Source organism: Corynebacterium urinipleomorphum, assembly GCF_900155535.1.
GTDB classification, from domain to species: domain Bacteria; phylum Actinomycetota; class Actinomycetes; order Mycobacteriales; family Mycobacteriaceae; genus Corynebacterium; species Corynebacterium urinipleomorphum.
In genome coordinates, this window is the sequence record NZ_LT706965.1 from 361,937 (window position 1) to 384,921 (window position 22,985).

At 63.8% G+C, this 22,985-nt stretch carries 21 protein-coding genes; 20 read left to right on the forward strand and 1 reads right to left on the reverse strand.

What is annotated here, in order from left to right:
* Positions 1 to 67 precede the first annotated feature (67 nt).
* Complete coding sequence (locus CZ338_RS08845) at positions 68 to 1,756, reverse strand: DDE-type integrase/transposase/recombinase (RefSeq protein ID WP_143341294.1); 1,689 nt, start codon at positions 1,754 to 1,756, stop codon at positions 68 to 70.
* A gap of 236 nt (positions 1,757 to 1,992) precedes the next feature.
* Between CZ338_RS08845 and argC the strand changes: the two genes are divergently transcribed.
* The 20 genes from argC (at position 1,993) to CZ338_RS08945 (ending at position 22,965) form a co-directional block, all read left to right on the forward strand.
* Positions 1,993 to 3,036: an N-acetyl-gamma-glutamyl-phosphate reductase gene (gene argC, locus CZ338_RS08850; RefSeq protein WP_087117866.1), complete on the forward strand. Its 1,044-nt coding sequence runs from the start codon at positions 1,993 to 1,995 to the stop codon at positions 3,034 to 3,036.
* A gap of 27 nt (positions 3,037 to 3,063) precedes the next feature.
* Complete coding sequence (argJ, locus tag CZ338_RS08855; RefSeq protein WP_087117867.1) at positions 3,064 to 4,224, forward strand: bifunctional glutamate N-acetyltransferase/amino-acid acetyltransferase ArgJ; 1,161 nt, start codon at positions 3,064 to 3,066, stop codon at positions 4,222 to 4,224.
* 11 nt (positions 4,225 to 4,235) lie between these two features.
* Positions 4,236 to 5,168: an acetylglutamate kinase gene (gene argB / locus CZ338_RS08860; protein ID WP_087117868.1), complete on the forward strand. Its 933-nt coding sequence runs from the start codon at positions 4,236 to 4,238 to the stop codon at positions 5,166 to 5,168.
* Between the two features lie 92 nt (positions 5,169 to 5,260).
* Positions 5,261 to 6,406, forward strand: coding sequence for an acetylornithine transaminase (locus CZ338_RS08865; RefSeq protein WP_087118220.1), 1,146 nt, complete (start codon positions 5,261 to 5,263; stop codon positions 6,404 to 6,406).
* The gene (locus CZ338_RS08870; protein WP_087117869.1) at positions 6,403 to 6,906 is read left to right on the forward strand and encodes an arginine repressor; all 504 of its coding nucleotides are present in this window, start codon (positions 6,403 to 6,405) and stop codon (positions 6,904 to 6,906) included. The genes CZ338_RS08865 and CZ338_RS08870 overlap by 4 nt, the downstream gene beginning before the upstream one ends.
* Positions 6,907 to 6,967: 61 nt before the next feature.
* Positions 6,968 to 8,170, forward strand: coding sequence for an argininosuccinate synthase (locus tag CZ338_RS08875; protein WP_087117870.1), 1,203 nt, complete (start codon positions 6,968 to 6,970; stop codon positions 8,168 to 8,170).
* Positions 8,170 to 9,606, forward strand: a complete 1,437-nt coding sequence (argH, locus tag CZ338_RS08880; protein WP_087117871.1) for an argininosuccinate lyase — start codon at positions 8,170 to 8,172, stop codon at positions 9,604 to 9,606. The genes CZ338_RS08875 and argH overlap by 1 nt, the downstream gene beginning before the upstream one ends.
* Positions 9,607 to 9,703: 97 nt before the next feature.
* Complete coding sequence (locus CZ338_RS08885) at positions 9,704 to 10,894, forward strand: hypothetical protein (RefSeq protein WP_087117872.1); 1,191 nt, start codon at positions 9,704 to 9,706, stop codon at positions 10,892 to 10,894.
* Entirely contained in the window at positions 10,891 to 12,474 is a 1,584-nt protein-coding gene (locus CZ338_RS08890) for a VWA domain-containing protein (protein ID WP_087117873.1), read from the forward strand. The genes CZ338_RS08885 and CZ338_RS08890 overlap by 4 nt, the downstream gene beginning before the upstream one ends.
* A complete protein-coding gene (locus CZ338_RS08895) occupies positions 12,461 to 13,108 on the forward strand; it encodes a hypothetical protein (protein ID WP_235839517.1) in 648 nt (215 codons plus the stop codon). Before CZ338_RS08890 ends, CZ338_RS08895 begins: the two co-directional genes overlap by 14 nt.
* 20 nt (positions 13,109 to 13,128) lie before the next feature.
* On the forward strand, positions 13,129 to 13,320 hold the full coding sequence (locus CZ338_RS08900) for a Trm112 family protein (RefSeq protein ID WP_087117874.1): 192 nt from the start codon (positions 13,129 to 13,131) through the stop codon (positions 13,318 to 13,320).
* Between the two features lie 73 nt (positions 13,321 to 13,393).
* Positions 13,394 to 14,668, forward strand: a complete 1,275-nt coding sequence (gene tyrS / locus CZ338_RS08905; RefSeq protein ID WP_087117875.1) for a tyrosine--tRNA ligase — start codon at positions 13,394 to 13,396, stop codon at positions 14,666 to 14,668.
* 32 nt (positions 14,669 to 14,700) lie between these two features.
* Complete coding sequence (locus CZ338_RS08910; RefSeq protein WP_087117876.1) at positions 14,701 to 15,681, forward strand: tetratricopeptide repeat protein; 981 nt, start codon at positions 14,701 to 14,703, stop codon at positions 15,679 to 15,681.
* An 11-nt stretch (positions 15,682 to 15,692) separates the two neighbouring features.
* The gene (locus CZ338_RS08915) at positions 15,693 to 16,697 is read left to right on the forward strand and encodes an HAD-IIA family hydrolase (protein WP_407919374.1); all 1,005 of its coding nucleotides are present in this window, start codon (positions 15,693 to 15,695) and stop codon (positions 16,695 to 16,697) included.
* A 5-nt stretch (positions 16,698 to 16,702) separates the two neighbouring features.
* Positions 16,703 to 16,891: a hypothetical protein gene (locus tag CZ338_RS08920; RefSeq protein WP_087117878.1), complete on the forward strand. Its 189-nt coding sequence runs from the start codon at positions 16,703 to 16,705 to the stop codon at positions 16,889 to 16,891.
* A gap of 3 nt (positions 16,892 to 16,894) precedes the next feature.
* The gene (locus CZ338_RS08925) at positions 16,895 to 17,722 is read left to right on the forward strand and encodes a TlyA family RNA methyltransferase (RefSeq protein WP_087117879.1); all 828 of its coding nucleotides are present in this window, start codon (positions 16,895 to 16,897) and stop codon (positions 17,720 to 17,722) included.
* Positions 17,722 to 18,726: an NAD kinase gene (locus tag CZ338_RS08930; protein ID WP_087117880.1), complete on the forward strand. Its 1,005-nt coding sequence runs from the start codon at positions 17,722 to 17,724 to the stop codon at positions 18,724 to 18,726. The genes CZ338_RS08925 and CZ338_RS08930 overlap by 1 nt, the downstream gene beginning before the upstream one ends.
* Before the next feature lie 56 nt (positions 18,727 to 18,782).
* A complete protein-coding gene (recN, locus tag CZ338_RS08935; protein WP_087117881.1) occupies positions 18,783 to 20,510 on the forward strand; it encodes a DNA repair protein RecN in 1,728 nt (575 codons plus the stop codon).
* Positions 20,511 to 20,607: 97 nt separating this feature from the next.
* Positions 20,608 to 21,942, forward strand: coding sequence for a putative cytokinetic ring protein SteA (gene steA, locus CZ338_RS08940; protein ID WP_087117882.1), 1,335 nt, complete (start codon positions 20,608 to 20,610; stop codon positions 21,940 to 21,942).
* A gap of 18 nt (positions 21,943 to 21,960) precedes the next feature.
* Positions 21,961 to 22,965, forward strand: a complete 1,005-nt coding sequence (locus CZ338_RS08945) for a copper transporter (protein ID WP_087117883.1) — start codon at positions 21,961 to 21,963, stop codon at positions 22,963 to 22,965.
* Positions 22,966 to 22,985: the final 20 nt, after the last annotated feature.

Below are 22,985 nucleotides of genomic sequence, written 5' to 3' on the forward strand. Positions count from 1 at the left end.
CAGCTGAACCCGGTTTTGGGGATGCGGACGTTTTGTTGGAGTGTTTCCGAGGATTTTGTTCTCGTAGTTACGCGCTTAGTAGTTGTCGGTGTTGGGCGATTGTCGTGTAGCCCGCACCGAGTGTCGACTTAAACCGTTTGTGGATGTAGAAGTCGATGTAGTCGTTAATGTAATCGATCATTTCGGCCTTCGTCATCTGTTTGGTTTGGGGCCGGCCGATGAGTCGTTCTTGTTTCATCGTCCCGAAAAAGCCCTCGACCCGGGCGTTGTCCCCGCTGTTTCCTCGCCGCGACAACGACGGGATATACCGCCAAGACTGAGCGCACCGCCCGTCTGGGGTGCACTGGGGGCATGCGTTTGTGTCGTGTGCAGGGTCCGTGATCATCTCGACCCATTTCGTGCTGCGGTACAACCCGCCGCGATCGGAATGGATAATCGGCCGGGCACCGGCAGGTTTTTGTGCTTCGATAGCGCTGATCATCTCGGCGACAAGATCGTGGTTGGGTGAATCCGACATCGTCACTGCCACGGGCATCCCGTCGTAGAAGTCGATCGCGGCAGAGACGTAGAGCCTGCCGTCGGCGCAGGCGATTTCTGTCACGTCGGTGCCGATCTTTTCCCACGGGGCGTCAGCGTGGAAGTCGTGGGTGAGCCCTAACCGATCGGCATTGCTGGTGAAATAACCCGATACAGCAACCTGGCGTGCCCTATCTGCTGTGTCGGCGGTAACGAGAAGGAGATTGTCCGGCCGGTGAGCTGTTTCCCCGGTGTAGGACGAGTACTTCGAAAACGTTCTTGCCGGCGGGTGCAGCCCAAGTTCTGTCATGCATGCGCGCACGATCTTTTCTGACACCGTGTGCCCGGCACAGGCCAGCCAGTGGTGGATCCTGCGGTAGCCGTAGCTGCGGCCGGTTTCTTCTACCGCTTGAGTGATCAAAACTTTCAACTCCTCGCGGCGTGCTGCGCGCTGTGTGGCCGATGCCGCTCGTCGGCGCTGGTAGTAGTAGGTCGATTCCGGCATCCCGACCTGCCTGCACGCTTTGGCGGTGCTGATGCCAGTAGCGTCCACGAGGGCATCAACAGCGGCAGCTTGCACCGCCGCTGCGGTTTTACCGTCGTGGACGAGGCCTTTTCCCGCCGTGCTGGCCTCCCCGGTGTCCATCAAGGCTTGGATCACGGCGTTTTTGACTTCGTTGCGGTCAAGCTCTTGCCGCAGGAGCCGTTTCAACGCTTCCGGGTCATCGGGAAGATGATCCTTATCCGGCACAGGGCCCGGTCCTGGGATCCACTCGTCGACAGGCCCCACCGGACGCGGAACCGGCTTGGGAGCACTTGAGCGTTGTGCTTCTTTGTCGCGTTTTGCTCTGCGCTGTTTTCTCACAGCATCCATTGTCGCCTCATAAACCTGCTCGAAGGTCATAGACGCAGCATCAGCAGGATCCGGGCCGAAGCGATCAACCCATTTGAGAATCGACCCTGCACGCACGCTGCATTCTGCTTCGATAGCGCGCAATGTCCACTCAGACGACATGCGCAACGCCACAGCACGCGCGACAGTCTCAGGCGGATGAGTCTGCGGCACCTCGGCGATGACGATGCCTCGTCGGATGTCGTCATTCCATTTGCATACCGTCAATGGGCTTGGGCGGCGGCCGCATTGCCGCTCAACCCAATCGCAGACCTCTTTGGCAGCAGAACCGTCCCGAAACCGCTTCACAGCGGCCTGACGGATATCGGTAGGAAACCTCGCGGCCATTATGGCCCCTCCCACCCCAGAACACTCCAACCTTTTGTCCGCGCTCCCAAAANAGAACACTCCAACCTTTTGTCCGCGCTCCCTTTTCGGCCTTTAGCTGCAAGCTGAAAGCTGCATTTGGGGTGTGATGTTGCCGAGGCAGCGGCTGGGTTTCACTGCGGGACGCCATTGTCCGCATAAAATTATTCCTTCGGAATAAATTGCATAACGGGGTGCCGGCTGTGTAGCCTGTCGCTATGAGCTACACAGTCGCAATCGCGGGTGCCACCGGATACGCCGGAGGGGAGATCCTCCGGTTGCTGGTCGGTCACCCGCGTTTTCTCGATGGGACGCTGGAAATCGGAGCGTTGACCGGCAACTCGAATGCCGGCCAGTCCGCCGCTGACGTGCTGCCGCACGTTCCGCAGCTCGCGGACCGCGTCATCGAGGACACCACGGTGGATGTGCTGGCGAAGCACGATGTGGTGTTCCTTGGTCTCCCGCACGGCTTTTCCGCCGAGATCGGCGCGGCGTTGCCGGAGAGCACGCTGGTGCTCGACTGCGCAGCAGATTTCCGCCTCCGCAACGCTGAGGATTGGACTGCATATTACGGGTCTGAGCATGCCGGTTATTGGCCGTACGGCATTCCTGAAATGCCGGGGCACCGGGAGGAGATCGCGGCGGCCAAGCGCATCGCCGTGCCGGGATGCTTCCCCACGGGGGCGACGCTCGCCGCACTGCCGGCGGCTGCCCGCGGCCTGGTCGAGCCGTCCTTCAACGTCGTCTCGGTCACCGGAGTGTCCGGTGCAGGGAAGAAAGCGAACGCGGATCTGCTCGGCGCGGAAACTATGGGGTCGCTGAAGGCGTACAACACCGCCGGTAAACACCGCCACACACCGGAAATGGTGCAAAACCTCTCCGAGGTGACCGATGAGAAAGTCACGGTCAGCTTCACCCCGGTGCTGGCACCGCTTCCGCGCGGCATTCTGTCTACAGTGACAGCGCCGCTCAGGGACGGTGTCACAGAGGAGCAGGCCCGGGCCGCCTATGCGGACTTCTACGCGGGCGAGCCGTTCGTGCGCGTGCTGCCCGCGGGCCGGCAGCCGCAGACCCAGCACGTGGGGGGCAGCAATATGTGCCTCATGCAGGTGGAAGTCGACGAGGGGGCCGGAGTACTTCTTGCTACCTCGGTGATCGACAACCTGACCAAGGGGACCGGCGGAGCCGCGGTTCAGTGCATGAATCTCGCGCTCGGGTTCGAGGAGACCGACGGACTGCCGCAGGCGGCGGTCGCGCCATAAGCTTTTGAGGAAGGTGAGGAACGAAGAATGTCTACAACAGGTGTGACAGCTCCTGCAGGATTCACCGCTGCGGGCGTCACCGCAGGAATCAAGCAGTCGGGCAAGCCGGACATGGCTCTGGTGGTCAACAACGGCCCACGTTTTGACGCGGCTGCGGTGACCACACGCAACAAGGTCGTCGCGGCACCCGTGAAGGTGACGCGTGAGGCTTTGGCGACCGGCTCGCTCGCTGCTGTGGTGTACAACTCCGGCAACGCGAACGCCTGCAACGGCCGCCAGGGAGATGTGGACGCTGTGGAAATGCAGGCGCTGACGGCGCGGCAACTCGGAGTGGATGCGCAGGATGTCGCAGTGTGCTCGACGGGTCTCATCGGCGATCTGCTGCCGATGGACGTGATCCGCGGCGGAATCGAGAAACTCGGCGCCGACCTCGGCGACAACGGCAGCGCGGCCGCAGAGGCGATCCTGACCACTGACCTTGTGTCCAAGGAAGCTGTCGTCCAGCGCGACGGGTGGAGCATCGGCGGCATGGCGAAGGGCGTGGGCATGATGGCTCCGTCGCTGGCGACGATGCTGGTGTGCATCACCACCGATGCCGTGGTGAGCTCTGCTGTGCTGGATTCCGCTCTGCGCGACGCATCCGGCACGACGTTCAACACCCTCGACATTGATGGTGCGACCTCCACCAACGACACTGTCGTGGCCATGGCGTCGGGCGCCTCGGGCGTGGAGCCGTCGGCGGAGGATTTCGCCGCGGCGGTCGCCGAGCTGTGCGAGGAGCTTTCCCGCCAACTGCAAGCGGATGCGGAAGGTGTGACCAAACGAGTAGTCATCACCGTCGAAGGCACGGGTGACAACGAGCAGGCGCTCAACGCCGCGCGCACCATCGGCCGGGACAACCTGGTCAAGTGCGCGATGTTCGGTTCCGATCCGAACTGGGGCCGAGTCCTCGCCGCTGTCGGCATGGCGGATGCGGAAATGGACCCGGAGAAGATCACGGTGTCCTTCAACGGCACCCCGGTGTGCGTGGACAGCACGGGCGCACCGGGCGCACGCGAGGTGGACCTGAGTGGCGCGGACGTGGAGGTCCTCGTGGACCTAGGCACCGGCGGACCGGGCCGGGCCAGCGTACGCACAACGGACCTGTCCTACTCGTACGTGGAAATCAACTCCGAGTACTCGACGTAGGAGCGACGCACATGAAACTAACTAACCAGGACCGGGCGCACGTTCTCGCCGAGGCGCTGCCGTGGCTGCAGCACTACCGCGACAAGATCGTGGTGGTGAAGTACGGCGGCAACGCCATGATCGACGACGACCTGAAATCCGCGTTCGCCGCAGACATGGTCTTCCTGCGCACAGTCGGCGCGAAGCCGGTCGTCGTGCACGGCGGAGGACCGCAGATCACCGCCATGCTGCGGCAGCTCGATCTCGACGGCGGCGAGTTCGTCGGCGGGTTCCGCGTGACTACGCCGGAGATTCTCGACGTCGTACGTATGGTGCTCTTCGGCCAGGTCGGCCGAGACCTGCTCGGGCGCATCAACTCTCACGGCCCGTACGCGGTGGGCACCTCCGGTGAAGATGCTGGGCTGTTCACTGCCCAGAAGCGCTACGTCGAGGTCGACGGGGAGAAGAAGGACATCGGTCTTGTCGGCGAGATTGTCGACGTGAACCCGTCCGCAGTCATGGACATCATCGAGGCTGGCCGGATTCCGGTGGTGTCCAGCATCGCTCCGGGAACGGACGGGGACGTCTACAACGTGAACGCGGACTCCGCAGCGGGCGCTCTCGCCTCGGCGCTCGGCGCTGAACGCCTCGTCGTGCTCACCAACGTCGAAGGCCTCTATACCGATTGGCCGAACAAGGATTCCCTGCTGTCCAAGATCACCCTCAGCGAGCTCGAACGCATGCTGCCGGGGCTGGACTCCGGAATGATCCCGAAGATGGAAGCATGCATGACGGCTGTGCGCGGGGGAGTCAGTGCATCCCACGTTATCGACGGACGTATCCCGCACGCTGTTCTGCTCGAGCTGCTCACCATGGGCGGCGTGGGCACGATGGTGTTGCCGGACGACTACGAGCAATCGAACTATCCCGAAGGAACCGTGTTCAGGAAGGATGATCCGCAGTGACCGACGCATCGACGACGACTCCGTCCGCAACCTCGATCTCTGACGCCCCCGCAAGCAACGCCGAAGCGCTGGAGCAGTGGTCGCAGGTGTTCATGAACACCTACGGCACGCCGCAACTCCACCTCGTCAAAGGTGAGGGCGCGACAGTGACGGACGCGGACGGCAACACCTACGTGGACATGCTCGCCGGGATCGCGGTGAACTCGCTGGGGCACGCGCACCCGGAACTGATCCGCGCAGTGACGGACCAAGCATCCGCACTCGGACACATTTCCAATTTCTTCGGCTCCAACGCAGCCCTGCAGGCAGCGAACACGCTGCGGGAGAAGATCGGCGATGACGACGCGAAGGTCTTCTTTTGCAACTCCGGTGCCGAGGCGAATGAGGCCGCGTTCAAGCTCGCCCGCTTGACCGGGCGCACGAAAGTGCTGACGGCCATCAACGGCTTCCACGGCAGGACCATGGGCGCGCTGTCGCTGACCGGCCAGCCCGGCAAACGCGAGCCGTTCGCGCCGCTGGTCCCGGGCGTGGACTACTACCGCTACGGCGACATCGACCACCTGCGCGAGCTGGTCGAGCAGGACCCGGAGGACGTGGCCGCAATCTTCCTCGAGCCCATCCAGGGCGAGGTCGGCGTCGTTCCCGCCCCCGAGGGCTTCCTCTTGGCCGTCCGCGAGCTGTGCGATGAGCACGGCATTCTCATGGTGGTCGACGAGGTGCAGACCGGTGTCGGCCGCACCGGAGCATTCTTCGCGCACACGGAATCGGGTGTGCGGCCCGACATTGTCACCATGGCCAAAGGGCTGGCGGGTGGTATGCCGATCGGCGCCGTGATTGCCACTAAGGAGACCGCCGCACTGTTCACCCCGGGGGCCCACGGAACGACTTTCGGCGGAAACCCGATCGCCTGCGCCGCTGCCAACGCTGTGCTGAGTATCGTCGACGACGCATTCTGCGCTGAGGTGAAGGAGAAGGGCGAGGGGCTGGCACGGGACGTCGATAAGCTGGCTGGCGTCGACCATGTGCGCGGCCGCGGGCTCATGCTCGGCGTTGTTCTCACGGAACCTGTGGCGAAGGACGCTGTGCGCGTGGGACTGACGCACGGTGTCATCTTGAACGCGCCGACGGATAACGTCATCCGTCTCACCCCGCCGCTGGTGATCACGGACGCCGAGCTCGCGCGTGCCGTCGACGCGATCGAAGCGACGCTGAACGAATGCCTTGGGGAGAAGCGATGACCGCACCGAATTCGCGCACAGTGCGCCAGGCGAAGATCCTGTCCATTCTGGATCACACCCGTGTGTCGTCGCAGGTGCAGCTCTCCGAGTTGCTTCTCGACGAGGGCATCGACATCACACAGGCGACCCTGTCGCGCGACCTGGATGAGCTCGGTGCCCGGAAGGTACGCCCCACCGGCGGCGGGCGTTCCTACTATGCCGTGGGAGAGGAAGCCCAATCCTTCCAGGCTTCCCCGAAGGGGCCCCGCGACAAGCTGCGCCGCATGCTGGCGGAACTCGTCGTGTCCATCGACCACACCGGCAACATCGCCGTGCTGCGCACCCCTGCGGGAGCGGCCCAGTACCTGGCAAGCTACATTGACCGGGTGGCACTGGAAAAAGTGGTGGGCACCATCGCGGGCGACGACACTGTGTTCGTCCTCGCGCGCGAACCGCTCACGGGCGCGGACCTCGCCGCTGAATTCATGGGTGAAGTGCAAAACGAGCCCAGTGACGACTGACCGAATAGCTGAATAACCCCAGTACAAACACTGATTGCTGATTGAAGGAGCATTGACTGACATGACTAACCGCGTTGTACTCGCATACTCCGGCGGCCTGGACACCTCTGTGGCCATCCCGTACCTGGCTGAAATGACCGGCGGCGAGGTCGTCGCCGTGTCCCTCGACCTAGGCCAGGGCGGCGAGGACCTGGAGTCCGTGCGCCAGCGCGCTCTCGACTGCGGCGCTGTCGAGTCCATCGTCGTCGACGCGCGCGACGAGTTCGCCGAGGAGTACTGCCTGCCCACCATCAAGGCGAACGGCATGTACATGAAGCAGTACCCGCTGGTATCCGCGATCTCCCGCCCGCTGATTGTCAAGCACCTCGTCGAGGCGGCCAAGGAGCACGGCGGCACCCACGTGGCGCACGGCTGCACCGGCAAGGGCAACGACCAGGTGCGCTTCGAGGTCGGCTTTGTCAACCAGGACCCGGACCTGGAGATCATCGCCCCGGCCCGCGATTACGCGTGGACCCGCGACAAGGCCATCGAGTACGCCGAGGGCAAGGACCTACCTATCGAGCAGTCCGCTTCCTCCCCGTTCTCCATCGACCAGAACGTGTGGGGCCGCGCCGTTGAGACCGGATTCCTCGAGGACCTGTGGAACCCGCCGACAAAAGACCTCTACGCCTACACCGAGGACCCGGCGCTGGGTAACGCGCCAGACGAGGTGATCATCTCCTTTGAGGCCGGCAAGCCCGTCGCCATCGACGGCCGCAAGGTCACCGTCCTCGAGGCCATCGAGGAGATGAACCGCCGCGCTGGCGCACAGGGCGTCGGCCGTCTGGACATGGTCGAGGACCGCCTGGTGGGCATCAAGTCCCGCGAGGTCTACGAGGCACCGGGCGCCGTCGCGCTCATCACCGCGCACGAGGCGCTCGAGGACGTCACGGTCGAGCGCGAGCTCGCACGCTACAAGCGGCTTATCGACGCCCGCTGGTCCGAGGAAGTCTACGACGGCCTCTGGTTCGCTCCGCTGAAGCGCTCCCTGGACGCGTTTATCGAGTCCACCCAGGAGCACGTCACCGGTGACATCCGCATGGTGCTGCACGCCGGCTCCATCACCGTCAACGGCCGCCGCTCCAACCACTCGCTGTACGACTTCAACCTGGCCACCTACGACACCGGCGACACCTTCGACCAGTCCCACGCCAAGGGCTTTGTCAAGCTCCACGGCCTGTCCTCCCAGATCGCCAACAAGCGCGACCGCGAGGCCGGCAAGTAATGGAACAGCACGGCACCAACGAAGGGGCGCTGTGGGGCGGACGTTTCTCCGGCGGACCGTCGGAAGCGATGTTCGCGCTGAGCGTGTCCACGCATTTCGACTGGATCCTCGCGCCGTATGACGTCCTCGCGTCGAAGGCGCACGCCCGGGTTCTCAACCGCGCTGGCTTGCTGACGGACTCCGACCTGGAAGCGATGCTAAACGGCCTGGATCAGCTCGGGCGCGATGTGGCTGACGGGTCCTTCGGGCCGCTGCCGACGGACGAGGATGTCCACGGCGCAATGGAGCGGGGCCTCATTGACCGCGTCGGGCCGGAGCTCGGCGGACGCCTGCGCGCAGGCCGTTCCCGCAACGACCAGGTGGCGGCGATGTTCCGCATGTGGCTGCGCGACGCTCTTCGCGACGTGGCCGCGGATGTGACTGACCTGGTCGAGGCTCTTTCGAACCAGGCGGCGGCGCACCCGGACGCGATCATGCCGGGCAAGACCCACTTCCAGGCGGCACAACCGATCCTGCTCGCGCACTCGCTTCTGGCGCACGCCCAGCCGCTGCTGCGCGATCTTGAGCGCATCCGGGACTTGGACAAGCGCGTCGCGGTGTCGCCCTATGGTTCGGGCGCGCTCGCGGGTTCCTCTCTGAAGCTCGACCCTGAGGCAATCGCCGAGGAGCTCGGCTTCAACGAGGCCGCGGACAACTCCCTCGACGGCACCTCTTCGCGCGACTTCGTGTCCGAGGGCGCTTTCGTCCTCGCTCAGATCGCCGTTGACATTTCCCGCCTGTCGGAGGAGATCATCGCGTGGTCCACGCCGGAATTCGGCTACGTCACGCTTGACGACGCCTGGTCAACCGGTTCTTCGATCATGCCGCAGAAGAAGAACCCGGACGTGCCGGAGCTCGCCCGCGGCAAGACGGGCCGCCTCATCGGCAACCTGGCCGGCCTGATGGCCACGTTCAAGGCACTGCCGCTGGCGTACAACCGGGACCTGCAGGAGGACAAGGAGCCGATCGTCGATTCGGTGAACCAGCTCCGCATCCTCCTGCCGGCGATGACAGGCCTGGTGTCCACGCTGACCTTCCACGAGGACCGCATGCGGGAGCTCGCACCGGCCGGATTCACCTTGGCTACGGATCTGGCTGAGTGGATGGTCCGGCAGGGCGTCCCGTTCCGCGAGGCGCACGAGGCATCCGGCGCATGCGTCCGTATCGCGGAGGCACGCGGAGTGGATCTCGTGGATCTGACGGATGAGGAGCTCGCGGACGTGGATGAGCGGCTCACACCTGAGGTGCGCGAGGTGCTCACCATCGACGGTGCCGTGGCTTCCCGCGCCACCCGCGGTGGAACCGCCGCCGTGCGGGTCGCCGAACAGCGCGCGCGTGTCGATGAAGCGAATGCCGCTGCGCGCGCGTGGGCGCAGACCCCGGTGCGCGGGGCGTAAAACCCGGCTGTTTCCCCGGTGTTGTCACTGGCTGCTTGAGCTTGGCTCAGCAGCCAGTTTCTCTGCGCGCACCCTGTGCGCACCATAAACTGTGCGCATGACCACAAAACAAGCCACTGGTGGGTCCGGTAGGGGACGCGGATGCTCAGTCATCGTCGGCATTCTCCTAGCGGTGCTGGCTGTCGTTGCCGTGCTCGCAGGCCGGGGTGTGCTTCCGGGCTTCGGGGGCGACGGCAGTGACGGGAAGGGAAACGGCGCCGGCGGCTTCCGCGCCGGCACCAAGGAAATCCACGGTGTGATCGGATCGGAGAAACGCGAATACTTCGAGGACCCCGCAGTGGTGGACCGGTTGAGGGAGCTCGGTTACACGGTGTCCGTGAATACCGCCGGGTCCCGCCGCATTGCCACGGAGGTGGATCTGGACCAGCAGGACTTCGTGTTCCCGTCCTCGAGTCCGGCCACGCAGAAGGTCACCGACCAGGGCTCGGACTATTCGGTGGACTACCCGTTCTTCTCGCCGATGGCGGTGGCCACGTTCCAGCCGATTGTCGACCTGCTTGAGGGCGCTGGGGTGGTGCGCAAGGAGGGGGAGAGCTACGTCCTCGACGTGAACGCGTACATCGATATGGCTCAATCCGGGAAGCGTTGGCGCGATCTGGGAACTGCGTTCCCGTCGCCGCGCAACGTGCAGATTTCCACGACGGACATCCGCACCTCCAACTCGGCTGCGATGTTCCTGTCCATCCTCGCCTGGCAATTCGGTGAGCGGGAGCCGGACAAGGCCAACGACGTCGGGTGGCTGACCGAGCAGCTCTCACCTTTCTTCACCGGTCAGGGCTACACCCAGTCCTCCTCGGCAGGGCCGTTCAACGACTACTTGAGCCAAGGCATGGGCTCCGCCCCAATGGTGATGGTCTATGAGGCCCAGTTCCTCGGCGAGAAGATGAAGCCGAATTCGAGGATCAAGGACGACATGGTTCTGGTCCAACTTGACCCGACGGTTCTGGCCAACCACGGCCTTGTGGGCATCAGTGCGGACGGCAAGGAGCTCGGACGGTTGCTCTCCACCGACGAGACGCTGCAGAAACTCGCCGCGGAGCACGGCTTCCGTCCGTCGAGTAATGACTACCTGACGCAGGCCCTGCAGGACAAAGGATTCCCGCCGCCGTCGAGCTACGTGTCGTCGGTGGACCCGCCGAACTACGACAGGCTGGAAGCACTTATCGACGGCGTGGGAATGCGCTACGGCACTGTACCGCCCCGCAACCAGGAGGAGCAGGAGAAATGAACAGACTAATTGCGGTTCTGCTGACCTTGTTGGCCGGTGCCGCCCTGACCGCCTGCGGGACGGACGGCGAAAACGGAGGTTCCGGAAAAGGCGGGGTTTCGGGCTCAGGCGACGCGCTTAATATCGTCGCCGCCACCGAGCTCAAAGACCTCGAGCCGCTGGTGCAGCAGGCGTCGGAGGAGCTCGGATTCCCCATCAACCTCGAATTCCCCGGTGGCACCCTGCAGAACTCACAGGACCTCAAGCACGGGCGTTTCGACGGCACGATCGACGCCACCTGGCTGGCAACTAACCGCTACATCGACTTGATCGGTGCGCGAAACGCTCTGGCCGATGAGACGAAAGTGGCCACCAGTCCGGTCGCCTTCGGTGTTCAAGAGGCGAAGGCGCGTGAGCTCGGATGGGAGACGACGCAGCCGACGTGGGGCGACTTCGCCGACGCGGCCCGGGAAGGCAAGTTCACGTTCGGCATGACCGACCCTTCCGTGTCCAACTCCGGTTTCTCGGCCCTGGTGTCGGTGGCCACCGCAATGGCGGACACCGGCTCAGCGCTCACCGACGAGGACATTGAGAAAGTCGGGCCGCGTCTGCACGAGCTCTTCCAAGCGCAGTCGATGGTTTCGGGCTCCTCCGGCTGGCTCGCGGATGCCTTCCAGCAGGATCCGGAGAAAGCCGACGCGATTGTCAATTATGAGTCCACCCTGCAGCAGATGCGGAAGGACGGTGCCGCGATCGCCATCATCGTGCCGGCCGACGGCGTGATCTCCGCCGACTACCCGCTGTCCACGCTTGCGAACCCGGCCCACAAGGATGCACCTGAGCAAGTGAAGGCTTTGGCGGATTGGCTGCTCGACCACCAGCAGGAAATGGCTGATTCTTTCCGCCGGCCGGTCGCAGATGTATCGAACATGCCCGCGGAGCTGTCCGGCCAAACCGTGATCGAGCTGCCGTTCCCCGCCAATTACGACACGGTCAATGCTCTCGTCGACCGATACAACAACGAGTTCCGTAAACGCGGATCAACAACGTTTGCTTTGGACACATCCGGGTCGATGCAGGGGGAGCGTCTGGAATCGTTGAAGCAGATTATGACATCCTTCGTCGACGGCACTGCGTCCACTGACATCGGCAACGTCGCTCTCCGCGACGGCGAGCAAGTGACTCTCCAGTCCTTCTCCTCCAAGCCGCACGAGCCGTTCACCGGAACTTTCAGCAAGAGTGACCCTGGAGTGCAGCAGCAGTTCCAAGGGTATATCGATGGTCTCGTCGCAGGAGGCAAGACAAATATCTACGACACGCTGCTGGAAGCGACAGAGAAGAGCGACCCGGCCAGCGGCATCAGTTCGATCGTCCTCCTGAGCGATGGAGCGGTCACCGCAGGTAGAAGCTTGGAGCAATTCAAGCGTGAGTACACGGCGGCCACCGCCACGAAAGGAAGGATTCCCGTCTTCGTCATCTTGTACGGCGAAGCGAGTGAGAAGGACATGAAGGAGGTCGCCGACCTGACCGGCGGCGCGGTCTTCGATGCGTTGAACGGGGACCTCAGTGAAGCATTCAAGGAGATCCGTGGCTACCAGTAATCCTTCCAGCCTGACCCCGTCGAAAAGCGGGGGAGGCGGTAACGGCAATTTCTTCACCTCCCGCAAGAACCTCGTTGGAATGATCCTGGCGGTGCTAGTGATCGCGCTGCACTTGGCTGTTGGTCTCGGCTTCCTGTGGCCCGTCGCCGCGGTCGCCGCGTGGGGCGCGGGCGTGGCGCTCACACCCGCTCCACGCAACGCGGAGCTGGAAGCACGCAAGCAGCCAATGCTCCCTGCGCCGATCGATTTGGGGCAAAAGCTCGATGCCTCGCTGGACACATTGAACGGTGCTCACCCGCCCAAGCCCGTCCGTGCACAGGCGAAGGAGATGGAAAATAACCTCCGGTTCGTGCTGGCTAACTGGGACGATTTGGAAGCTGCCCCGCAACACCAGCAGACGATTTGGGACATCGTGACCATTTATTTCCCGGATGTGGTGAAGACGTACTTGGATGCTCCGCAGTACCGCAGCCCGGAAGCCGTTGAGGTGATGACCGGTTCACTGAGCACGCTGACGTCGGCGGCGGAAAAGGTGAAGCGCGGAATTCTCGACCAGAATTTGCGCGCTATGGACTCGCAGGCTCGCACGCTGCGGGAAGCGTTCGGCGACCTGCCTGGGTTGGACAACACCTGAACAAGGTACGATGAACGACCATGACGGCCGACACACCGACGCTTGACCCGCAGCTTCTGGATATTCTCGCCTGCCCGCAGGACAAGGGGCCGCTCGAGTATCTGCACGACGAGCAGCTGCTGCTCAACCGCAGGCTCGGCGTCGCGTACCGCATCGACGACGGCATTCCTGTCCTGCTTATCGACGAAGCCGAGCCGTACCCCAACGCCTAGCCCCCCGGCTGGAGCATTGGCCCGGGCGAATTTCCTAACCATCTACGTGAACGAGGCTTGAAAGAACTGCTTTATGGCTGACAGCGCAACGATCATCGACGAACTGCAGTGGCGCGGACTGATCAACCAGTCCACCGACTTGGACGCGCTCAAGGAAGCGACCAAGGAGCCGATCACGCTGTATGCCGGCTTCGACCCGACGGGGCCGTCGCTGCATGCGGGCCACCTCGTTCCTCTGCTGATGCTGCGCCGGTTCCAGGAAGCGGGCCACCGGCCGATCGTGCTGGCAGGCGGTGCGACCGGCATGATCGGTGACCCGCGCGATGTGGGCGAGCGCACCATGAACACTGCGGACACGGTGAGCGACTGGGCGGAGCGCATCTCCGGCCAGCTGAAGCGCTTCGTCTCCTTCGAGGGAGAGAATGCGGCGATCCTGGCCAATAACGCAGAGTGGACCAACGAGATGTCCGCGGTGGACTTCCTGCGCGACGTGGGCAAGCACTTCTCGCTCGCGACGATGCTGTCGCGCGAAACGGTGAAGCGCCGTCTGGACAACGACGGCATTTCCTACACCGAGTTCTCCTACATGCTGCTCCAGGCGAATGACTTTGTTCAGCTGCGCCGCCGCCTCGATTGCACGCTGCAGGTCGGCGGCTCCGACCAGTGGGGCAACCTCGTTGCCGGTGTCGACTTGAACCGCCGCATGGACGGGGAGTCCGTGCACGCTTTGACGGTGCCGTTGGTCACGGACTCTGAAGGCAAGAAATTCGGTAAATCCACCGGCGGCGGCTCGCTGTGGCTCGATCCGGAGATGACCAGCCCGTACCGCTGGTACCAGTACTTCGTCAATACCGCCGATGCCGACGTGATCCGTTACTTGCGCTGGTTCACCTTCCTGACCAAGGAGGAGCTGGACGAGCTAGAGACCGAGGTGGAGGAGCGCCCGTTCAAGCGCGAGGCCCAGAAGCGCCTCGCACGCGAGATGACGGACCTCGTCCACGGCCCCGACGCCACCAAGGCAGTGGAGCTGGCATCCCAGGCATTGTTCGGCCGCGCGGAACTGACCGAATTGGATGAGCCGACGCTCGCCGCGGCCGTCTCCGAGACGGAGGTCTTCACCGTGGAGCCGGGTGCTCCGCGCACGATTGTCGATTTGCTGGTGGGCACCGGTCTGGTCGATTCCAAGGGTGCGGCGCGCCGCGCCATCAAGGAGGGCGGCGCTTACGCCAACAACGAGCGCATCGAGTCGGAGGACTGGGAGCCGGCCGAGGAGGATCTGCTGCACGGAAAGTGGATCGTGCTGCGCCGCGGCAAGAAGAATTTCGCCGGCGTGAAAATAGCCAACTAATCATCCGGTAGGCAACAGGGAGGACGTGGAGCATGAGCTACGACAACCGCAACAACGACCGCCGGAACGGTGGCGGAGGCAACCGGGGTAACCGCAACCAGGGCGGCGGATACGGCCGCAGGAACGACGACCGGCGCGGCAATGAGCGACGCGGCGACGACCGGCGCGACGGTGAGCGCCGCTACAACGATGACCACCGGGGCGGAAACCGCGAGCAGCGGCGCGGCGGGAACGACCGGCGGGGTGGCGGCGGGTACGACCGCGGTGACCGCCGTGGGGGCAATAAGGTCCGCCACGACCGGTCGAACCCGTACCGCCAGGGCTACCGCGAAGACCGCATGGCCCAGAAGGAGAATGAACCGGCGATTCCGGACGACATCGATGTCGCCGACCTCGACCCGTCGGTTCTTCAGGATTTGCGGGTGCTGTCCAAGGACAACGCGGACCGTGTGGCCAAGCACATGATCATGGCTGCCACATGGATGGCGGATGACCCGCAACTGGCGCTCACCCACGCCCGGGCGGCGAAAAACCGTGCGGGCCGCGTCGGGGTCGTGCGCGAGGCTGCCGGCATCGCCGCATACCACGCTGGCGAATGGAAGGAAGCGCTCTCCGAACTGCGCGCCGCTCGCCGTATTAGCGGCGGCCCGGGTCTTCTTGCTGTTATGGCGGATGCGGAACGCGGTCTCGGACGTCCGGAGAAGGCGCTCGAGATCGGGCGTAGCCCGGAGGCACGGGACCTGGACGAGGACTCCCGAATCGAGCTTTCCATCGTCATGGCCGGCGCACGCCATGACATGGGCCAGCACGAGTCCGCGTTGGCGACATTGCAGCAACTCAACCCGACGATGAAGGGCGACGGGTTTGAACACATCCGTCTCGCGTACGCCTACGGCGATGCGCTCGCCCAGGTCGGCCGCACGGACGAGGCGCGCCAGTGGTTCGAGCATGTGTCCAAGGCGGACACAGACGAGCTGACGGATGCCGCGGAGCGGCTCAAGGAATTGAAGTAGCGGGGGTCACTGTGGGCATGACTGAGCTTTTCGACGCCTTGTTGCTCGACCTTGACGGCACCGTGTGGGCTGGCGATACCGCTATCCCGCACGCGGTGGATGCGATCACCGCAGCGCAGCAAGAGGGAGTGGCACCGGCGTTCATCACCAACAACGCGTCGAAGTCGCCCGATGATGTCGCCGCCAAGCTGCGCGGGATCGGTTTGGATGTCGAGTCCGACGCTGTGATGACATCTGCCCAGGCTGCTGTGCAGCTCGCGGCGCAGCATGCGGAACCAGGCTCGGCGATCTTGGTGGTCGGAGCCCCGTCTTTTGTCGACCTTGTCCGCGAAGCCGGCTTCGTCCCCGTCACTTCCGCAGACGACAACCCGGTGGCTGTTCTGCACGGGCACTCGCCGGACAACGGCTGGAAGCAGCTCTCCGAAGCTGCTCTAGCCATCCAGCGGGGTGCCACCTACATAGCCAGCAACCTGGATTCGACACTGCCGATGGACCGCGGGTTCATGGTGGGCAACGGCTCGATGGTCGCGGCCGTGACCAATGCGACGGGCGTGATCCCGGAAGCCGCGGGCAAGCCAGGGCCAGCCATGTTCGAACTGGCGAAGAAGAACCTCGGTGTAAAGAGGCCGCTCGTTGTCGGAGACCGACTGGACACCGATATCGCAGGTGGAGTAGCTGCGGGAATGGACACGCTGCACGTCCTGACGGGCGTGTCAGGTCCGCACGCGCTCATCGATGCCCCGGCAGAGCAGCGTCCGACGTTCATTGCGCAGGACATGAGTGTGCTGCTCGACGCCGAGCTTGATCCGGACACTCTACGTCCCAGTGCACAGGGCGGGTTCACGGCTGTCCGCGAGGGCGGTGCGATTGTCCTCGACGGCGGCGATGAGTCCTCGACTCCGCTGCAGGCACTGCGCACGGTTCTCTCGGTGGCGTGGGCAGACGGGGGAGAGCGCGGAGACGTCGTCAAGCCTGCGTCGGACGCGGCTCGTGCCGCAACGCAAGCGTGGTGGTGAGCGCGATGATGCCGGCCCCGAAACCGCACGATCCCCGCACGCCGCAGATCAGCGTCGACGACCTGCGGGAACAGTACGAGCACGCGCTTGTCTCTTCGACAGAGGAGGACAACGGGGACGAGTTGGCAGGGGAGCTCGCTAGGTTCGAAGCCGCCTACGGTGTCCTCGCGTCCGCTCTGCAGGACGGGGAGTAGCTCATGCCGCCTTCGAGAAGACGGCTCGACGCCGAGCTGGTGCGCCGCAAGATCGCGCGGTCGCGGGAGCAGGCCGTGGAGTGGATCAAGGCGGGCCGCGTCGAAGTCGGCGGCTTTGTGGCAAAGAAGCCGGCGACCATCGTGGAACCGGATGTGTCCATCAAGGTCGCGCACGCCGACGAGGACGACTGGGCGTCGCGCGGCGCGCACAAACTGCTCGGTGCTTTGGAGGCCTTCGAACCTCTCGGCCTGAGCGTGGACGGTAAGCGTGCGCTGGACGCCGGGGCATCCACTGGGGGCTTCACCGATGTGCTGCTGCGCCGCGGCGCCCGAGAGGTCGTTGCCGTGGACGTCGGCTACGGGCAACTCGTGTGGCGCCTGCAGAACGACGAACGCGTGACCGTGCTCGACCGCACCAATGTCCGCCACCTCACCCCGGCACTCATGGACGGGCCAGCGGACCTCATGGTGGGCGACCTGTCATTCATCTCCCTCGAACTCGTGCTGCCCGCTATCACGGAATGCATGTCTGACGGCGCCGACCTGCTTCCTATGGTCAAACCGCAATTCGAGGTGGGCAAAGATCGTTTGGGAAGCGGCGGCGTGGTGCGCTCACCGGAGTTGCGGGAAGAAGTCACGCTCGATGTGGCGCGGAAATCGCTCGAGCTCGGGCTGAGTTGTAAGGCCGCCACCGCATCTCCGCTTCCGGGTCCGAGCGGAAACGTAGAATACTTCCTATGGCTTGTCCGCGACGGAGGTGCGAGCGCCCCGAGCGATGATGAACTAGTCCGGATGATTCACCGGGCGGTAGAGGAAGGACCGGAGAACTGATGTCCGCAGATGACGCCCACGACGTAGGCGGTGCTGAGGTAGCAGGTGCCGCAGACAACAGCGACCGCGTTGTTCTCCTGGTCCCGCACACCCGCCGCGAAGGCAATATCGCGTCCGCCGCGCGTGCGACCGAGCTGCTCTTGGAGGCTGGGCTGACCGTCCGCCTGCTCGGCGACCGGGATGTCCCGTTCACCGACAACTACCCGTCGCTTGCCGGGTTGGACACGGTGGACCCGGGCCCGGAAGCGGCGAAGGGCTGCGAGCTCGTGCTCGTCCTCGGCGGTGACGGTACGTTTCTGGGTGCTGCGGGCATGGCGCGCGAGCAGGACGTCCCCGTACTAGGCATCAACTTGGGCCACATCGGCTTCTTGGCTGAGTGGGAGGAAGACAGCCTGGAAACGGCGATCCGCCGTGTCATTGACCGCAATTACCGCGTCGTCGACCGCATGACAATCGACATCACGGTCCACGACTCGAATAATGAACTCGTGGGGGAGAGCTGGGCTCTTAACGAGGCCAGCCTGGAAAATATCGACCGTAGCGGTGTCCTCGATGCGATCCTCGAAGTGGATTTCCGTCCGGTGAGCTCCTTTGGCTGCGACGGCGTGCTCATCTCCACACCCACCGGCTCCACCGCTTACGCGTTCTCCGCCGGCGGGCCGATTCTGTGGCCGGAGCTCGACGCTATTCTCGTCGTCCCGAACAACGCACACGCCTTGTTCACCACCCCGCTCGTGGTCGCGCCGACCTCCACAGTCGCTGTCGAGTCGTTGATCACCACCACCCACGGCAAGGTGGTTCTCGACGGTCTGCGGCAGGTGGACATGCCGCCGGGCTCGCGCCTTGAAGTCGTGCACGGTAGCCGCCCGGTGCGGTTGGTGCGCCTTGACGACAGCCCCTTCACCGACCGCCTCGTGCGCAAGCTCCATCTTCCGGTCAATGGCTGGCGCGGTCCGGTGGTGGACGACAACAACTCCTATTCCGATTCCGTGACGCGCCGTTAAGCTCGTTCACGTCAGCCGCGTCAACAACGGTTCATCAACGTCGTTCTAAGGTCCGCATGCTCGTAGAAATCTCCATTGACAACCTCGGTGTCATCCCGCATTCGCACGTCGAATTCGCCCCCGGGCTCAACGTGCTCACCGGCGAGACGGGCGCAGGTAAAACAATGGTGGTTACGGGTCTTCGTCTACTCACCGGGGGCCGCGCGGATGCCTCCAAGGTGCGCACCGGAGCCGAACAAGCGAGCGTCGAGGGTGTCTTCAACGCAGATGCTCTGGACAGCGAGGCGCAAGAACGCATCGCAGAGCTTATCGACGACACTGGGGCATCCACCGACGAGAACGGGGAATACCTTGCTGCCCGTACCGTGAAGTCCACTGGCCGCTCGCGGGCACACCTCGGTGGACGAACCGTGCCCGCGGCGACGTTGAGCGCGTTCACTGGAGAACTGCTCACCATTCACGGCCAGAATGACCAGCTCCGTCTTCTCTCGCCGACCGAGCAACTCACTGCTTTGGACTCCTTCGACCCGGCGATCACACCGTTGAAAGAGAGCTACCGTGAGGCGTTCATTGCGTGGCGGAAAACCAGCAAAGATCTCGAGGAGCGGGTGAATAAGCGCCGCGAGCTGGCCCAAGAGGTGGACCGGCTTACGTTTGCTGTGGGCGAGATCGATGAGGTCGCGCCCGAGGTCGGGGAAGACACCGAACTGGTCGCAGCTGTCAACCGCCTGCAGGACGTGGACGCTCTGCGCGAGGCGGCGCAGGACGCAGTCGTCGCCATTGACGGAGCGGCAGCGGTCGGTGAATTCGGGGCGGAAGATGAGTCCGCGTCGGACCTGGTTGGACGTGCGGCTTCTGCGCTTAGCGGTTCGAGCGACGAGCAGCTCCGCGCTCTCGGCGGGCAACTGAACGACGTCGCCTCTGTGCTCTCCGATGTCTCGGGCGAGCTGGGGATGTACCTTTCGGAACTACCCAGTGACCCGGAAGAACTCGAACGCCTCCTGCAACGCCAACAGGAGCTCAAAGGGCTCACACGCAAATACGCCCCGGACATTGCGGGCGTGCTGAAGTGGCGCGACAAAGCTCAGGCCCGTCTGGAATCCATCGACACATCGGCCGAGGCCCTGGACAAGCTGAAAAAGCAGGTGGCCGAGCACAACAAGGCAATGGTGTCGCGGGCCAAGAAGCTGACCAAGGCCCGAACAGCTGCAGCGGAAAAACTCCAGGAAGCTGTGACGGAGGAGCTGCGCGGATTGGCTATGCCCAAGGCCAGGTTGACCGTGAACGTGGATACGCAGGATTACGACCGCGACGGCGCCGATGCTGTGGAACTGCGCTTGGCTCCGAACGACGCACTCGAACCCCAGCCGCTGGCATCCAGCGCTTCGGGCGGCGAGCTCTCCCGTGTCATGCTCGCGTTAGAAGTGATCCTTTCGGCGCGCCGCGGAGGTGCGACCCTCGTGTTCGACGAGGTGGACGCAGGCGTCGGAGGCCGCGCCGCCGTCGAGATCGGGCGACGCCTTGCGCGGCTGGCTCTTAACAATCAGGTCATTGTGGTCACACACCTGCCGCAGGTCGCGGCTTATGCCGACAATCACCTGCACGTGTCCAAGAACGTCGGGGACGAGTCCGTGACCTCTGGTGTACGCCAGCTTTCCCATGATGAGCGAGTGGACGAGCTCGCTCGCATGCTTGCCGGGATGGACGATTCCGAGTCAGGCCGTGCGCATGCCGCTGAATTGCTTGAGAAAGCAGGGGAGGACGTGGACAGCTTCCGCGCTTAAGCCGCCACCGACACTCGTGCCGCGTTCTCGTGTTTTCTGTTGCCGGTTCCGCGCGCCTTCACCGATTGTCCTGCGCCGATTGGCAGAATCGTGAGCCATGAGCTCAACTTCCCGTACCTCCTCCGCCGAGAAGAGCGGCACGAAGGCTTCAACATCCAGTAGCACTAAGGTGACGGCCGGCACCGAGAAGAAGTCTTCCGACAAGACAGTCACACCCAGTGAGAAAACAGTGGAGAAGTCTGCGAAGAAGCAGGCCGCTTCGGCGATCGCTGAGACGATCACTGGTTCACTGCGTGACTGCACGCCACAGGGCAAGGGGTTGCGCAAGTTCAACGCTGGTGACATCGCCATTGTCGATTCTCCGGATATGACCCGCCGTGAAGCGCAAGCGTTGGCGGATCGGCGTCCCGGCGCGGTGGTCAATATCGCTCAGTTCTCCTCCGGCAATGTGCCTAATTACGGGCCGCAATTGCTCCTGGACGAGGGAATTCCGTTGCTAGAGAACGCCGGTGCCGCCACCCGCGGTGCTTTCCGCGACGGCAAGAAGGGCTCCGTCACCCCAGACGGTGAGATCATCGCCGGGAAGAAGGCGATCGCCCAAGCCGATTCGCTGGACCGTACCGCGGCGGACGCGGTTTTCGATGAGTCGCAGCAGCACCTCGTCGACCACATGGAAGCGTATTTTGGCAACACCATCGAGTTCATCCATACGGAATCGCCTCTGCTTGTCGACGGTGTCGGTGTCCCCGAACTCGGAGATGCCATGGATGGGCGCAAGGTCCTGGTTGTCAGTCCGAACACGGACACCCGTGACCGGGTTGAGCACATGAGGAATTTCATCCGTGAGTTCCAGCCCGTCATCATCGGTGTTGGCAGTGCGGCGGACACGCTGTTGGACCTCGGGTATTCGTGCGATTTCATCGTCGGTGACCCGGCCGATATCTCAGCTGACAACCTGCGCGGCGATGCTCGTGTGATTCTTCCGGCCGACCCGGACGGCCACGCGGCGGGCTTGGAGCGCATCCAAGATCTCGGTGTGGGTGCTGTGACATTCCCGGCTGCGACAGATTCCCCGACTGATCTTGCGATCCTGCTCGCCGTCTTCCACAACGCGGAGACCATTGTCACCATCGGCGACGACGTGGACTTAGACCGCATCTTCGCCGGGTCCGCCGAAGCGACACCTGCCGCGATGCTCACCCGCCTCAAGGCCGGCAACCGGATCGTTGACTCCCGCGTGATTGAGAACCTCTACGATAAGTCGTCCTCAGGCGCCGGGATCGCGTGGGCGTGGGCGATCCTCGGGCTGCTTGTCGCGGTCGCCACAGTGATCCTCATCGTCGGCCTCATGGGTAACGGTTCCTTCGTGGACAACTTGATCGACACGTGGAACAACTTCGCCCTGACCGTCCAGAACCTGTTTGCACGCTAAAGGAGGAATCGCTTCACCATGCCTAAGAAGAAGACCGGAGCACCGGGGTGGGTTGCAAGCGGCCTCGCGTGGGGTATCGCAGGCGGCATTGCGTTGGGTGCCCTTGTGCTTGCACCGTCCATGGCCCCGATTGCCGATAACAGCTTCAACCAGATTGAGGGCAGCTCATCCGAGAACGGTGGCGGCGCCAAGGGCGCGAAGGCGAATGAAGAGAGCCAGCGCCAGGTGAACTCCGCGAATGCATTGCTGGCAAATTCGTCGACGGCGATTGTCCAGGGTGCGTTGGATCAGCGCCCGTTCATGATTATCCGCACGCCGGATGCGGATCCTGAGGACGTGGAGGTGACTGGTTGGCTGGCCAAGCAGGCCGGTGGTGTCGCCTCGGGCCAGATCACTCTCACCGACAAATTCCTGTCTTCGGATGGGGCTGACGAGCTTCGCTCGATCATTGCGACTACGCTACCGGCCGGTGCACAACTTTCCGTGAACAACCAAGAACCGGGTGTTCACGCCGGTGAATCCCTCGGAGCTGCTTTGATGTTCGACCCGAAGGGAGATCAGCCGCTGGCTACCGTCGAAGACCGTACGGTAGTGCTCCAAGCGCTTCGTGATGCCGGATTCATTGAGTACGCTGACGGAACCATCACGCCGGCACAGGGAATCATCATCGTCACCGGAGGTGCCGCTGACGAGGAGGAAGCGAAGGGAACCAAGGACGAGAGCAACGCGTACTCTGCGACGGTTCTCGCCGATTTCGCCCGTGCACTCGACTCCAAGGGTGACGCAGTAGTGCTCGCCGGCCGCCGTGGGGCGGCGGCAAATAATGGTTCTCTTGCGGTGATTCGTGCGGACGAGAAGTCCAGGGTCTCTACCGTGGACTCCCTCGATTCGGAGACCGGCCGCATTTCCACGGTGCTCGCGCTCGCCGAGCAGATCGGCGGCGGTTCCGGGGCATACGGCTCAGCATCCAACGCGAACGCGGACATGCCGGCACCGAAACCGGCACCCCGCCGCGCGGGTTAAGCCTGGGGCTATCGTGGGCA